The organism is Staphylococcus sp. HMSC06C11, assembly GCF_001808345.1.
Taxonomy (GTDB): Bacteria; Bacillota; Bacilli; order Staphylococcales; family Staphylococcaceae; genus Staphylococcus; species Staphylococcus capitis.
Genome location: NZ_KV793047.1, coordinates 194,182 through 208,846, shown reverse-complemented (window position 1 = coordinate 208,846; position 14,665 = coordinate 194,182). Strand labels below are relative to the sequence as shown.

Genomic DNA, 14,665 nt, shown 5'->3' with positions numbered 1-14,665 from the left:
ACGGAACGTAAATTACAATCTATTTGTTTGATTAAATTTAACTAATTTTAATCGGTAATCTATATTAACATATTCCCTATTTATTTAACAAAAAACTACTACTTTAGAAGGTAATATAACATGCAAAAAACAACACTATTAACAATGAATAGTGTTGTTCTTAATCTTTAAGTAAAGTGATAATATCACATAGTTATGTTAGTTATTAATCAACTAAACGTTGTGCTTCTTGTAATTGGAACGTACGAACTTTTCTTGGTAAGAAACGTCTAATTTCATCTTCGTTATATCCAACTTGCAAGCGTTTGTCGTCTAAGATAATAGGACGACGTAATAATCCTGGGTTATCTTGAATAATAGAATATAAATCTTGTAAAGGTAAAGAATCAATATCTACATTCAATTTTTGATATGTTTTAGAACGAGTTGAAATAATTTCATCTGTTCCGTCTTCAGTCATTTTTAAAATTTGTTTAATTTCATCAATTGTTAAATGTTCAGAAAAAATGTTACGCTCCGTATATGGAATGTCATGTTCTTGTAACCATGCTTTCGCTTTACGGCAAGATGTGCAACTTGGTGAAGTAAATAATGTTACCATACATCTCACTCTCCTATAGAATGAATTAAATTCATTATTTTAATATTATTATCGATTTAAGAAATTGAATTTTTAAGCTTTCTTAATCTTACACTTAATAGTATAACTATCTAAGATTAAAATTAAATGAGAAAATCCTAATTTTTCTGAGAAATCTTGAAATTCATCAAATTTTTAATTCGCTTTTAGTATATACCCAGTTATATTAATATTTTAACACAACTTACATTTTAACGAAATACTGTTATAATGTTATCTAAACAATATTAATTAGAAAGTAGGCATCTAATATGGAAACTTTATTTTCAGGAATTCAACCGAGTGGTATTCCTACTATCGGCAACTACATAGGTGCGTTAAAACAATTTGTAGATGTACAAGATGACTATGATTGTTTTTTCTGTATTGTTGACCAACATGCCATAACGGTACCACAAGATCGTTTGAAATTACGTAAACAAATTCGTCAATTAGCAGCAATATATTTAGCTACAGGAATTGACTCAGATAAATCTACTTTATTTATTCAATCTGAAGTCCCTGCACACGTACAAGCTGGTTGGATGCTTACAACAATTGCTTCTATTGGTGAACTTGAACGTATGACACAATTTAAAGATAAAGCACAAAAACGGGTTGATGGTGTGCCAGCAGGATTATTAACATATCCACCTCTTATGGCTGCAGATATAGTAATTTATAACACTAACATTGTTCCAGTTGGCGATGATCAAAAGCAACATATGGAACTTACCCGTAATTTAGTAGATCGTTTTAATAGTCGTTATAATGATGTCTTAGTAAAACCAGAAATTCGCATGCCTAAAGTTGGAGGACGTGTGATGAGTTTACAAGACCCAACTAAGAAAATGAGTAAAAGTGATGATAATCAGAAAAACTTTATTTCACTACTCGATGAGCCAAATGTGGCAGCAAAAAAAATTAAAAGTGCCGTAACGGATTCTGATGGCATTATTAAATTCGATCGTGAAAATAAACCAGGTGTTTCAAATCTTTTATCTATATATTCAGGTCTAACTGATGAACCTATTAAAGATATTGAAGTTAGATACGAAGGTGAAGGTTATGGCAAATTTAAAGGTGACTTAGCAGAGATCGTTAAAGACTTCTTGATTAATTTCCAAGAGAAATATGAGAACTTTTACAATTCTGATGATTTAGATGACATCTTGGATAAAGGGCGAGACAAAGCTCATAAAGCTTCATTTAAAACATTGAAAAAAATGGAAAAAGCTATGGGATTAGGACGTAAAAGATAATATAAAATAAAAAAGTTACTGGAAAGGAAAGTTCCAGTAACTTTTTTTATAAACTTTTATTTTCTTCCTTTAGGATTAAATGCATCTTTGAGTCCCTCTCCGACAAAATTGATACTCAAAATAGTCAAAGTTATCATTAAAGCAGGAGGCATCCATATCCATGGTTTACCACTTAATACATCTCCCTCTTGTGCATCACTCAACATATTTCCCCAAGAAGGAATAGACTTACTTATACCAAATCCTAGAAAGCTAAGCCCTGATTCTACAACTATCATACCTGCAAAAGTTAATGTTGCTTGTACAATTACGACACTTAAAATATTAGGTAATAAATGCTTTAGTATAATTTTATAGGTAGGTGTTCCAATTGATTGTGCAGCTAAAAAGTATTCATTCTCTTTTTCTTGCAAAACTTTTCCCCTAACAAGTCTAGCAATACCACCCCAACTCAGTATTATGATTACAAATACTAAAATAATTGCTGAACCATAGGGATTTTTTATTTTATCTCCTAATGCTGCATTGAGTACTATTGCAAAAATTAGAAATGGAAATAACATAACAAACTCTGTAATTCTCATTAGAACAGTATCTAATACTCCACCAAAATACCCAGAAATAACGCCAATTGATATTCCAATTAAAAGCATTCCTACCGTAGACGTAAACCCTATAGTAAGAGAAATCCTACCCGCATATAACAATCTACTGAAGTTATCTCTGCCACCAGCATCAGTACCAAGCAAATTTTCAATAGACATATCACCTTTTATATTTAATAAATCTTGTTTATTAATTGGTAAAGGAGCTATTAAAGGAGCAATAATAGATATGATTGCAACAATTATTAAAAATGATAAAGAAATCATCGCAAGTTTGTTATGATAAAATTTCTTCATAGAAATTTTAAAAGGTGAATTTGGTTTTTTCTTCAAGATAATCATCCTCTCATTAATTACTTCGTATTCGTGGATCAACAAAGCCATACGTAATATCTGAAATTAAGTTTCCTAGCAAACCTAAAAATGAGAAAAATAATGTCATTGCCATCATAACTGGGTAATCTTGTCCTGTTACTGACTCTAAAAACAATTTTCCAATACCGTTATAAGAGAAAATAGTTTCTGTAATTACAGCTCCACCCAATATACTAACTATGTCAGCCCCTAGAAAAGTAATTATTGGAATTAAAGAATTTCTCAAAATATGCTTCATATAAATTCGATTTGTAGAAAGTCCTTTAGATCGAGCAGTTAATACATAATCTTTTTGCGAATTTTCAATAATATCATTACGTAAATATTGTATATAACCTGCAGTAGATAACAATCCCAATGTAACCGCTGGTAAAATCGTATGATAAAGCTTGTTTATATAGTATGAGAACGTACCTTCTTGAACATTAATATCAACAGAACCTTGGAAAGGAAATAAATTTAATTGAAAGGCAAAGAAAAATATTGCAAATACACCTGCTATAAAAGAAGGAATAGCTAGCATTATGTAGTTAAATACTTGTATTGAGTAATCACTAATCGTATATGCATATCTTCCAGATACTATTCCTAAAGTAAAAGAAATAATATAGGTAATAATGAGAGATACACTACCTAAAAGAATGGTATTGGGTAGTCTCTCTTTAATGAGATCCATTACTGGTCTTTTATACTTGATTGATTCACCAAAATCTCCATGAATAATATTATTTGCCCATCTAATATATTGTTGTGGTATTGAGTCATTAAGACCTAATTTTTCTCGTTGAGCATCTAATGCTTCTTGTTTAATATTCGTACCATGTTGTCCTGAAAAAGGATCACCCGGTTGTATAATTGCTAATGCAAAAACTACCATCGAAATTATAATGAGCAATGGAATCATTAGACCTAGTCTTTTTATTATTAACTTAAACATTAGCTACACTCCCTACATGGTTTGGATAAAAACAAGCTACTTGATGATCTTTAATTATTTCTTTCAGTTTAGGTTTCTCTCTCCTACATTTATCTTGAACCAAAGGGCATCTAGTTTGGAAAGGACATCCACTTGGTGGATTACTTGGTGAAGGTAACTCTCCCTTCAAGATTACTCTGTTCTTTTTTTCTTGATTAAATTGAGGTATAGAAGAAATGAGTGCTTGTGTATAAGGATGTAAAGGTTTTGTATAAATTTCTTCATGAGAAGCTATTTCAACCATATTACCTAAATACATGACACCTATGATGTCACTAATGTGTTTAACTACACTTAAATCATGTGCAATAAAAAGATAACTTAATTTAAATTCATCTTGTAAATCTTTTAAAATATTTAATACTTGAGATTGAACCGACACATCTAATGCACTTACCGGTTCGTCGGCAACTATTAGCTTCGGTCTTAGAGCAATAGCTCTTGCTATTCCAATACGTTGTCGCTGTCCTCCTGAAAATTCATGAGCATACTTAAAGTATGCTTCTTCACTAAGACCTACACATTTTAATAAATGCACAACTTCTTTCTTTACTTCTGCTTTAGAGACTTTTTTATAATTAAGTAGTGGTTCAGCAATAATGTTTCCAACCATTTGCATAGGATTTAATGATGCATAGGGATCTTGAAATATCATTTGAAAATTTTGACGAGCTTCTCTTAAATTCTTTCCTTTCAAATGAGTAATATTTTCCCCACATAACTTAATGTCTCCACTCGTAACATTTTCTAACCTCACAATTGTCTTACCAATAGTTGATTTCCCACATCCTGACTCTCCCACTAAGCCAAATGTTTGTCCTTCTTTGATAGAAAATGAAATGTCATCTACAGCTTTAACATATTGATTTTTTTGAAATAAACCAGTTTTTAATTCATAGTATTTTTTTACATTTTGCACATCTAATATGTTATTCATGATGTTCTTCCTCACTTTGATTTTGATATAAATGGCAACGAACTAGAGAACTATCAACATGAGTCATTTTCGGACATTGAGAGTCACATACTTCAATCTTTTCATCACATCTATTAGCAAATCTGCACTTATCTAACTGAAAATCAGTGATAGATGGTACGATTCCTTCAATAGTTTCTAATCTATCCCGTTCATCTTCTAAAGTAGGAATTGTTTTTAATAATTTTTTTGTATAAGGATGTTTAGGCTTGTTTAGTATAGATTTTAAATCTCCATATTCTACAATTTGACCTGCGTACATTACCATTACTTTATCGCAAAATTCCGAAACTACACTTAAATCGTGAGTAATTAAAATAATAGACATTTGAGTATCATTTTGTATATTTTTTAATAAATCTAATATTTGAGCTTGTATAGTTACATCTAATGCAGTAGTTGGTTCATCTGCAATTAATAATTTAGGTGAACAACAAATGGCCATAGCTATCATAACCCTTTGTCTCATACCACCTGAAAGTTGATGAGGATAACTATTAAGCACCTCATCCTGTCTAGAAATTCCAACTTTCAAAAGTAATTCCTTAGCTTCTTTATAGGCTTCTTTTTTAGATTTCTTCTGATGCACTAATATACTCTCAATTATTTGATTCTTTATTTTAAAAACTGGGTTTAATGCTGTCATTGGTTCTTGAAATATCATTCCAATATCGTTACCTCTAATATTTAAGAATTCCTTCTCGCTATATTTATCTATTCTTTTTCCTTCAAAAAGAACTTCACCATTAGTAATTTTTGAAATCTTTTCAGGTAATAATTTGATAATTGATTTATTTAGTATAGATTTCCCACATCCAGATTCACCAACGATACCCAAAACTTCTCCTTTATCTAATTTAAAGCTTACTTTATCGATAGTTGGAAACCATTGCTTATTAATTAGAAGTGATGTTTCAAGTTCCTTAACTTCTAAAAGATGCTCCATTCTTATCCCCCCTTAAAAATAAACCCCGACATTTGGTCGAGGTTTACTTAAATTAATTATCTTTTGTCACTTTATAGAATTGTGCTTCAGTACCTAATTGAATATCATAATTGCGTACTTTATTATTAGTTATAGCGATTGATTTCATCTGTAGCATAGGCAGAGCTGGTAGTTCCTCATTCATATATTGTTGCCATTTAACATAAAGTTCTTTACGTTTCTTTTCATCTGTGCCAACTTTATCGAAATCTAAAGCATCATCTAAAAGCTTATCTGATTTTGGTAGAACGGTTCTCATTTCATTTTGAGGTCTATCAGTATGATATAAGTCTGAAGGATCTGGATCAGTTCCACCCGCCCAACTTCTGAAATAAACTTCCATATTTTTAGAGGCATCGGCTAAGTCATCATTATATTTACCAAATTCAACTAATTTTACTTTAGTTTTTAAACCAACTTTTTCCCAAAAATCTTTAATAGCTGCTGTTCTAGGTTCAAAAGTAGGATTTGTTCCAGCGTAATGTTTGAGGTTAATTACAAAAGGTTTTCCATTTGGATCTTCTCTGAAACCATCCCCATCTCTATCTTTATAACCTAACTTATCTAAGATTTTTTTAGATTTTTCAGGATCATATTTGTAATCTTTTAAATCTTTAGGATCAGCTGCAATCCATTCCGTACTTGGAACAAATGAGTTAATTACTGAACCATAACCATTAAAGAATGCTTTAACCCTCTTTTCTCTGTCTATCGCATATAATAAAGCCTGTCTTAGCTCTTTATTCTCGTATTTTGGTCTAACTTTTCCAGTTTTGTTTTTAGCTTTATCATAATCATGAGAAACAAAGCCAATAATTGCATAATCTAGACTTGGAGTAGATAAAACTTTTAAATTGTTTTTAGATTTTTTAGCTTCTTTAGCCATGGGTCCAGTGGCGTCATCAACTAAATCAATATCTCCTTTTTCTAAAGCTTTAATCATTTGCGGTTGATCTACTACTTTTAATTCAATCTTATCTAGAGCTGGTTTTCCTTGCCAATAATCATCAAATCTTTCTAACTGAATAGCTTCTCCAGCCACTATTTTTTTAACTTTGTAAGGACCAATTCCAATAGGATGCTTACGTATTTTGTCAGATTTAGACAAATCTTTTACTGGTATATCACTAAGATATTTTTTACTTAGTAACGGTCCGCCAACAAATCCTGTAAGATAGTTAAGTTTTTTCTTATCAAATGTAACTTCCATAGTATAGTTGTCTAATTTTTTTAAACCACTAATATGATCTGCTTTTCCTTCATGTACTTCTTTTGCTCCTTTAATATTTTCCACAGAAGGATAGTATTGACCATCATAATCTTTATTAGCTAATACATCTAAAGTATAAATCCTATCATCTATAGTAAATTTATTACCATCATGCCATTTGATTCCTTTTTTAATCTTAAACTCAATCTTTTTACCAGGATCTATATCTTTCCATGATGCGATATATGGTTTTGGTTTAATTTTTTTATCAATTTTCATTAAAGCTTCATTGAAATAACTTTCAACTGTAAAATCTGTGTGATCAGAACTTAGTACAGAAGAATAAACTCCAGTTGGCGCGGCTGGCATTCCAACTTTCAAGACTCCGCCTTTATGCTCGGACGAAGCTGTCTTACTCTCATCACTAGATGCATCTTCTTGTTTACCTTTACCACAGCCACTAAGCACTAGTATAATCACTAAAAATAAACTTAAATACTTAAAGCATTTTTTCATCCAATTCCCTCCTGTTGATTCTTAGTTGCTTTTTACAGTTTACTATTAATAAATTATATTACAAGTGTATTTTTAGAATATTCTGTTAATTTATTTACTAAGTATCTTCACTAATTTTAAAATTAAAATCATTGAATTTATATGAATAGTTTAAATATAAGTCTACTTATTTCTCCTTAGTTTCCATTAATATTTAGGAAACCTGTAGGATTGATAATTTTGTGAGATGTAAAGATTCAAAACTCGTAGAAAGATTTATTATAAGACTGTAGTATAAAGAGAAACCTATTAAATTATAAAATATATGTCCTTGGTAATTAAAATTGTTATTTCTTTTTCCATATAAAAAATCTTCAAGTGAGCCATCTATAAACTCACTTGAAGATTTTTATTTATGTTCAATTAGTCTTGAAATTTCTTAAATACTAATACAGCGTTATGTCCACCGAAGCCTAAACTATTACTCATAGCATAAGTAATATCTAAGTCTTCAGCTTTATTAGGAACGAAATCTAAATCGCATTCTTCATCTGGTGTGACCGCGTGAATGGTAGGTGCGACTTTAGAGTCTCTAATTGATAGTGCTGAGAAGATGGCTTCAATACCACCTGTTGCACCTAATAAGTGACCGGTCATTGATTTTGTTGAACTTACTTTTAGAGATTTTGCAGCTTCTCCAAATGTATTTTGGATAGCTTTAACTTCATATAAATCGCCTACAGGCGTACTCGTACCATGCGCGTTTAAGTATTGAACGTCTTTTGCTTCAATACCTGCATCGTCTAAGGCAGCTTGCATAGCTCTTGAACCGCCTTCACCTTCTGGAGCTGGTGCTGTGATATGATATGCATCTCCAGTAGAACCATAACCAACGATTTCAGCATAAATTTCAGCTCCACGCGCTTTAGCAGAATCTAATGATTCTATAACCACGATACCTGCACCTTCACCCATGACAAAACCATCACGGCCTTCTTGGAATGGGCGACAAGCTGTTTCTTTATCATCATTTGTAGATAAAGCTCGACTTGCGCTAAACCCAGCAATTGCCATGTGAGTAATTGGAGCTTCAGTACCACCTGTAATCATCGCATCAGCGTCACCACGCTGGATGATTTTAAATGCTTCACCAATTGAATTTGTACCAGTTGCACAAGCTGTAACCGTAGCACCATTCGGACCTTTAGCACCTAAGTCTATTGAAACTTGTCCAGTAGCCATGTCAGGAATTAACATTGGTACAAAGAACGGGCTTACGCGACGTGGTCCTCTTTCAACAAGTGTAGTATGCGCAGTTTCAAATGTTTCCATGCCACCAATACCTGAACCAATCCAAACACCAATTCTATTAGCTGTTTGATCATTGATATCTAACTTCGCATCTTGTACCGCTTCTCTCGCAGCAACAACGGCATATTGTGTGAAACGATCCATACGACGTGCTTCTTTTTTATCAATATGATCTTCAATATTAAAGTCCTTTAGCTCACCTGCAAGATGAACATTATATTTTTCGGTATCTAAACGTGTAATTTTATCGATACCATTTACTCCTTTTAATGCGTTTGCCCATGTTGTTTTAGCATCGTTACCGATTGGAGATAAGGCTCCGATACCCGTTATAACAACTCTATTATTTTTACTCATACGTTATCCTCCTATTTTCCCCATTTGATAACGATTGCGCCCCATGTTAAGCCTCCGCCGAAGCCAACTAAGACTAAAGTATCGTCATCTTTAATTTTTCCGTTTTGTAACTCTTGATTGATACTTAAAGGTATAGAAGCAGCTGAAGTATTACCATATTTATTCACCGAAACACTCATTTTCTCTTTTTCTATACCCAATCTCTCTCTCGCAGATTCCATAATGCGAATATTTGCTTGATGAGGGATAAATAAATCAATGTCATCTGACGTTAAACCTGCTTTATCTACTACACGTGTTGATGCATCACCCATGATTCTTACAGCAAATTTAAATACTTCTCTGCCATTCATTTTTAATTTACCAGTTTCTTTGTCTAAATATAAATATTTTCCACCGCTACCATCAGAACCCATTTCATAACTGATGATTCCACGGCCTTCAGAAACTCCACCCATCACTACTGCACCAGCACCATCACCAAATAAGACAGCAGTTGAACGGTCAGTTAAATCCGTTATTTTGGATAGTTTGTCAGCACCTACAACTAATATATTTTTATAATCACCAGATTGAATATATTGTTTAGCAGTAATCATTGAATACATAAATCCAGAACAAGCAGCAAGTTGATCCATAGTTGCTACTTTGCCAGTTCCTAAACGTTCTTGTAGTATATTAGCTACGCTAGGAAACGGCATATCACCTGTTGCAGTTGCTACAATAATCATGTCTATATCTTCTGGTTGAATTCCAGCATCTTCAATTGCTTTAACACTCGCATTGTACGCTAAGTCAGATGTGTCTTGATCTTCATCTGCCCAGTGTCTTTCTTTAATACCAGTCATTTTAGAAATCCATTCATCTGAAGTTTCTAAAAATTGTTCAAAATAGGCATTGTCTACAATGTTTTCCGGAGCATAAGCACCGAAACCTTTAATACCCACGTTCATGGTCGTACACCTTCTTAAATAAATTTTTAATACCAGGTATTAATTTAACACATTTTTGTTTTCAAACTCAAGTAGATTCATTTTTATACCTCTTTTCAAAAGTAGCGTTTTAGGCTTATCTATGACCTCAAAACCTTTAAATAGCTTAAGTGATTAATAACAACAATTTGCTCATAATAATTGTATGATATCCTTAATCCTAAAAAGGTTAAAATTATAGGACTTAATCCTTGATTACTACTATACAAACTTAAATATTTCACTTAAAATAGAGTTATCGATTTTATAAGCGGAGGTTATAGGCAATGAAATACCTCATGACATTTATTTGGGCAGTATTATTGCTTGAAATGGTTAACTTCGTATTGAATAGCCTTAACAGTGGTCCAGCGCTTAATGTAATTAATCCAATCATTATGGCTGTTGTATTCACAATTTTTATCGCTATTTTAGGTGCGGTTATGAAACCAAGCAAAGGTTCAGATCAATACGATTCATAGTAATATTTATAAAAAGACGAGATACGATGACTTAATTGTTCATACGTATTCTCGTCTTTTTTTTACCAAAATGGAGTTTTATTATTGTTTATGAGGAAGATGCCCTATCCCTTAAACTTTTCTACCTACTAAATTAATTTTTGCTTTATCTAATAATTTAGAATCAACTTGATGTAATAATTCATTTAAATAGAAAGTATTTTTTAAATTAAGCTTTTCACTTAAAGCATAAACTACAAGTTCATAGTAATGATCTTTGTCTGGAGGCGTAGGCCCTACATAATAATTATCAATATCTGAAAAGTCTTCAGCTAATAAACCTGTTGCAAAGCTGTTCTTACTTTGTACAAAGTCACCTTTAATTCTAGAAAGGTCTTCAACAATATCTATTGTATCGCTATTTACACTCACGTTAGCAACTGCCCAATGAATCCACGGGAAGCCACATACTGGAATAGCATCATAATCTATTAATGTCCAAGCAATATATTTTGTACCGAATGGTAAATCTTCTACAGTAAATGGAAAAGATTTAATTGGGTTATTATGTATTAGATGAGTAGGTTGTGCACCTGCAGCATAGTCATAAGATATAATGTTGTTTTTAAAATTAGTGTTGATTATCATGTTGTCTTCTCCTTAGTAATATAATTATTATTATACAAATGATATAAAGCATCAATATATACAACAGAACGTATTGAATGGTTCCGAGAGAATATAAATAACCACCTAATATAAAAAAGATGTATTTATAATGAAGTATAAGTTTTCAGCATTATTTAAAACTTGCTTTAAATAAGAAGTATTTGATATTCCTTTTATAGTTTGAGGTCGGGTTAATCCTGAAGATATACCTAAAAATACCATACTTATTATAATTAATTTTATTTGACCAGTAAAAAATAACACTAAAAACGCTAATAAAGATATCTCCGAAAGATATTTAAAGTTTAAATATTCTATTAAATATTTAGAAGCTAAGTACCCAGATATAGTATAGCAAGATAATATATAAACGATTTCAACTTATTAATTAATAAATCAGAACATATTGTTCCTCCTGTCTCTTATACTTATATTTATTATAGAAAGAAAACCAAATATTTGGAGAATTTTATTGATACATTTAAATCATTTATAAAGAAAGAGCAACTTTAAAAAATAAATCCAAGAAAGTGACTTGCACACACTTTCTTGGATCTTTGTTTGATTCATTCTATTTAATTAAATTCTTTCTGGTTTTTCAATGTCAAATTGTAATTCATTGTCAGAATTTAAATCTACTTTAATTGTTGTACCTTCAGGTAGGCTTTCTTTAATCATCATGCGGGCAAGTGGTGTTTCGATTTGTCTTTGAACAAAGCGTTTTAATGGTCTAGCACCGAATTGTGGTTCATAAGCCTCTTCACCTAGCCATTTTTTAGCTTTATCAGATACTTCAATTGAGATTCGTTGCTCTAATAATCTAATGTTTAATTGAGTTAAGATTTTATCGACAATCATACTCATATCACTAACTGATAATGGTTTAAATAATACAATATCATCCATACGGTTTAAGATTTCAGGTTTGAAATAAGCATGTAAACTATCCATTACCGCTTTCTCAGTACTTTCGCTAATTTCTCCAGCGTCTTTAACGTTTTCAAGTAACACTTGTGATCCAATATTACTTGTCATGATGATAATTGTATTTTTGAAATCAACACTGCGTCCTTTAGAGTCAGTAAGTCGACCTTCATCTAATATTTGAAGTAGCACATTGAAGACATCGCTGTGCGCTTTTTCTACTTCATCTAATAAAATAACTGAATAAGGATTTCGTCTGACTGCTTCAGTTAATTGTCCACCTTCATCATGGCCTACATAACCTGGAGGCGCACCAATTAAACGAGAGACAGCATGTTTCTCCATATATTCACTCATATCAATACGAATCATGTGTTTTTCAGAATCAAATAATGATGCTGCAAGTGATTTGGCTAATTCAGTTTTACCTACCCCAGTTGGTCCTAAGAATAGGAAACTACCGATAGGTCTATTAGGATCTTTGATACCTGCACGTGCTCGAACAACGGCATCAGATACTAAATCAACTGCTTTATCTTGACCTACGACACGTTCGTGCAAGATGTCACTTAAGCTAAGAAGTTTTTCTCTTTCAGTTTCTACAAGTTTAGATACTGGAATGCCTGTCCATTGGCTTACAATATCTCCAATTTCTTCATCTGATACAACTTCACGAATCATTCTTTCGCTATCCTCACCTGTTTCATCTTGATAAGCCTCTTCGAATTCTTTTAATTCTTTTTCTAATTGAGGAATTGTACCATATTGTAGTTCGGCAGCTTTTTCAAGATTACCTTTAGTTTGAGCATCTTCTAGAGCTTGTCGGCTACGGTCTAATTCTGCACGTTTTCCTTGTACTTTTGCAATTTTTTCTTTTTCTTGTTCTACACGAGATTGTAAAGAAGCTTGTTTTTCTTTTTCATTAGATAACTCTTCTTGCAATTCCTCTAAACGATGTTTACTTGCGTTGTCTGATTCATTTTTTAAAGCACTTTCTTCAATTTCTAATTGCATTACACGACGGTTGACTTGATCTAATTCAGTTGGGTTAGATCCCATTTCAGTGCGAATTGTAGCGCAAGCTTGATCGACTAAGTCAATTGCTTTATCAGGTAAGAATCTATCAGTTATATATCTATCGGATAATTCTGCAGCTGCAACTAAAGCGCGGTCTTGAATACGCACACCATGATAAACTTCATAGCGTTCTTTCAAACCACGTAAAATGGATATAGTATCTTCTACATCAGGTTCACTCACACCAACTTTTTGGAATCGACGTTCTAAAGCGGAATCTTTCTCAATATATTCTCGATACTCATTAAGTGTAGTTGCTCCAATACAATGCAATTCACCACGTGCTAACATTGGTTTAAGCATATTCCCAGCGTCCATTGCGCCATCAGTTTTACCAGCGCCTACTAACATGTGAATTTCGTCAATGAAGAGAATAATTCGACCTTCTGATTCTTTTACTTCTTTAAGCACAGCTTTAAGTCGTTCTTCGAATTCCCCTCTATATTTCGCTCCAGCTACTAAGGCACTTAAATCTAATTCGAAAATGGTTTTATCTAACAATGATTCAGGAACGTCTTTTTTAACTATACGTTGTGCTAGACCTTCAACTATAGCTGTTTTACCTACACCGGGCTCACCAATAAGTACGGGATTGTTTTTAGTTTTACGACTTAAAATACGGATAGAGTTACGTATTTCTTCATCTCTACCAATAACAGGATCCATTTTTCCTTGGCGAACTTCTTCTACTAAGTCGCGACCATATTTTTCTAAAGCTTCGTAATTTACTTCAGGATTTTGAGATGTCACATGATTTCCTCCTCTAATTTTAGTAATGATTTCTTTAATAACTTCAGTTTTATTTCCGACATATTGTTGAGTCGTTTCATCAATATCCATTGCAGCACGCAATAAATGTTCCATAGAAATAAATTCATCATCATATTCTTTCATATAAGTTTCAGCTTTATTTAGTAAATCATTCGCTTTTTGACTTATATACTGACCATATTGAACATTATCGCCTTGTACTGTTGGATAATTTTTTAATTTATTTTCATAAGCTTTCGTTAATTGATCAACATCAATATTTGCTCTTTCTAATACGCTTTTAAACAAACTTTCATTTTCTTCTAAAGCAGCTTTTAATAAAGCTTCGATTTCAATATTTTGTAATTCATATTCTTTGCTTGCTTCAACGGCTTTTTGTAAAGCTCCTTGAACAGCATACGTCATTTGATTAATATCCAATTGTTATCACCTCTATTATTTAGAGTAGGTCAAAATTGATTTTTGACTTTGACTTTCTTTGACCTTAATTACATTATAGACCTTCTTTACTTTTAATTCAATGATTTACACTTACTTTTTGACCTTTTTATTTTTTTCTTGAAGTAGATATTTATATCCATCACTCTCATTTTTACCACAAAAAGAAACTAGCCTAACGTA

12 protein-coding genes are annotated in these 14,665 nt (G+C 32.0%); 2 read left to right on the top strand and 10 right to left on the bottom strand.

All coding sequences use genetic code 11. The annotated features are described in order from the left end of the window. Window positions 1-205 precede the first annotated feature (205 nt). The gene (gene spxA, locus HMPREF3154_RS09415) at window positions 206-601 is read right to left on the bottom strand and encodes a transcriptional regulator SpxA (RefSeq protein WP_001829294.1); all 396 of its coding nucleotides are present in this window, start codon (window positions 599-601) and stop codon (window positions 206-208) included. A gap of 290 nt (window positions 602-891) precedes the next feature. Between spxA and trpS the strand changes: the two genes are divergently transcribed. After that, window positions 892-1,881, top strand: coding sequence for a tryptophan--tRNA ligase (gene trpS, locus HMPREF3154_RS09410; protein WP_002433373.1), 990 nt, complete (start codon window positions 892-894; stop codon window positions 1,879-1,881). Between the two features lie 56 nt (window positions 1,882-1,937). Here trpS and opp4C read toward each other — a convergent pair whose 3' ends face one another. From opp4C to HMPREF3154_RS09375, 7 genes are all read right to left on the bottom strand, one after another. Next, window positions 1,938-2,828 (bottom strand): oligopeptide ABC transporter permease, encoded by an 891-nt coding sequence (opp4C, locus tag HMPREF3154_RS09405; RefSeq protein ID WP_023350586.1) that lies wholly within the window; start codon window positions 2,826-2,828, stop codon window positions 1,938-1,940. Between the two features lie 7 nt (window positions 2,829-2,835). After that, window positions 2,836-3,798 (bottom strand): oligopeptide ABC transporter permease, encoded by a 963-nt coding sequence (opp4B, locus tag HMPREF3154_RS09400; protein WP_023350587.1) that lies wholly within the window; start codon window positions 3,796-3,798, stop codon window positions 2,836-2,838. Beyond that, entirely contained in the window at window positions 3,791-4,774 is a 984-nt protein-coding gene (locus HMPREF3154_RS09395) for an ABC transporter ATP-binding protein (protein WP_023350588.1), read from the bottom strand. The genes opp4B and HMPREF3154_RS09395 overlap by 8 nt, the downstream gene beginning before the upstream one ends. Further along, on the bottom strand, window positions 4,767-5,759 hold the full coding sequence (locus HMPREF3154_RS09390) for an ABC transporter ATP-binding protein (protein WP_023350589.1): 993 nt from the start codon (window positions 5,757-5,759) through the stop codon (window positions 4,767-4,769). Before HMPREF3154_RS09390 ends, HMPREF3154_RS09395 begins: the two co-directional genes overlap by 8 nt. A 52-nt stretch (window positions 5,760-5,811) precedes the next feature. Further along, window positions 5,812-7,524 (bottom strand): oligopeptide ABC transporter substrate-binding protein, encoded by a 1,713-nt coding sequence (opp4A, locus tag HMPREF3154_RS09385; protein ID WP_023350590.1) that lies wholly within the window; start codon window positions 7,522-7,524, stop codon window positions 5,812-5,814. Window positions 7,525-7,926: 402 nt separating this feature from the next. Next, entirely contained in the window at window positions 7,927-9,171 is a 1,245-nt protein-coding gene (gene fabF, locus HMPREF3154_RS09380) for a beta-ketoacyl-ACP synthase II (RefSeq protein ID WP_023350591.1), read from the bottom strand. Between the two features lie 11 nt (window positions 9,172-9,182). Continuing rightward, window positions 9,183-10,124: a beta-ketoacyl-ACP synthase III gene (locus tag HMPREF3154_RS09375; RefSeq protein ID WP_070474693.1), complete on the bottom strand. Its 942-nt coding sequence runs from the start codon at window positions 10,122-10,124 to the stop codon at window positions 9,183-9,185. A 305-nt stretch (window positions 10,125-10,429) separates the two neighbouring features. On the opposite strand from HMPREF3154_RS09375, the gene HMPREF3154_RS09370 reads away from it, so the two are divergent. Next, complete coding sequence (locus HMPREF3154_RS09370; RefSeq protein ID WP_002433216.1) at window positions 10,430-10,624, top strand: YjzD family protein; 195 nt, start codon at window positions 10,430-10,432, stop codon at window positions 10,622-10,624. Between the two features lie 111 nt (window positions 10,625-10,735). Here the strand turns inward: HMPREF3154_RS09370 and HMPREF3154_RS09365 are convergent, their stop codons facing one another. Both HMPREF3154_RS09365 and clpB read right to left on the bottom strand, forming a co-directional pair. Continuing rightward, on the bottom strand, window positions 10,736-11,251 hold the full coding sequence (locus HMPREF3154_RS09365) for a YbhB/YbcL family Raf kinase inhibitor-like protein (RefSeq protein ID WP_023350592.1): 516 nt from the start codon (window positions 11,249-11,251) through the stop codon (window positions 10,736-10,738). Between the two features lie 600 nt (window positions 11,252-11,851). Beyond that, window positions 11,852-14,464 (bottom strand): ATP-dependent chaperone ClpB, encoded by a 2,613-nt coding sequence (clpB, locus tag HMPREF3154_RS09360; RefSeq protein WP_023350594.1) that lies wholly within the window; start codon window positions 14,462-14,464, stop codon window positions 11,852-11,854. Window positions 14,465-14,665 lie beyond the last annotated feature (201 nt).

Bases quoted from the DNA above. Each gene is read 5' to 3' on its own strand.
- spxA (WP_001829294.1), bottom strand. From the start codon at position 601: ATGGTAACATTATTTACTTCACCAAGTTGCACATCTTGCCGTAAAGCG.
- trpS (WP_002433373.1), top strand. From the start codon at position 892: ATGGAAACTTTATTTTCAGGAATTCAACCGAGTGGTATTCCTACTATC.
- opp4C (WP_023350586.1), bottom strand. From the start codon at position 2,828: ATGATTATCTTGAAGAAAAAACCAAATTCACCTTTTAAAATTTCTATG.
- opp4B (WP_023350587.1), bottom strand. From the start codon at position 3,798: ATGTTTAAGTTAATAATAAAAAGACTAGGTCTAATGATTCCATTGCTC.
- HMPREF3154_RS09395 (WP_023350588.1), bottom strand. From the start codon at position 4,774: ATGAATAACATATTAGATGTGCAAAATGTAAAAAAATACTATGAATTA.
- HMPREF3154_RS09390 (WP_023350589.1), bottom strand. From the start codon at position 5,759: ATGGAGCATCTTTTAGAAGTTAAGGAACTTGAAACATCACTTCTAATT.
- opp4A (WP_023350590.1), bottom strand. From the start codon at position 7,524: ATGAAAAAATGCTTTAAGTATTTAAGTTTATTTTTAGTGATTATACTA.
- fabF (WP_023350591.1), bottom strand. From the start codon at position 9,171: ATGAGTAAAAATAATAGAGTTGTTATAACGGGTATCGGAGCCTTATCT.
- HMPREF3154_RS09375 (WP_070474693.1), bottom strand. From the start codon at position 10,124: ATGAACGTGGGTATTAAAGGTTTCGGTGCTTATGCTCCGGAAAACATT.
- HMPREF3154_RS09370 (WP_002433216.1), top strand. From the start codon at position 10,430: ATGAAATACCTCATGACATTTATTTGGGCAGTATTATTGCTTGAAATG.
- HMPREF3154_RS09365 (WP_023350592.1), bottom strand. From the start codon at position 11,251: ATGATAATCAACACTAATTTTAAAAACAACATTATATCTTATGACTAT.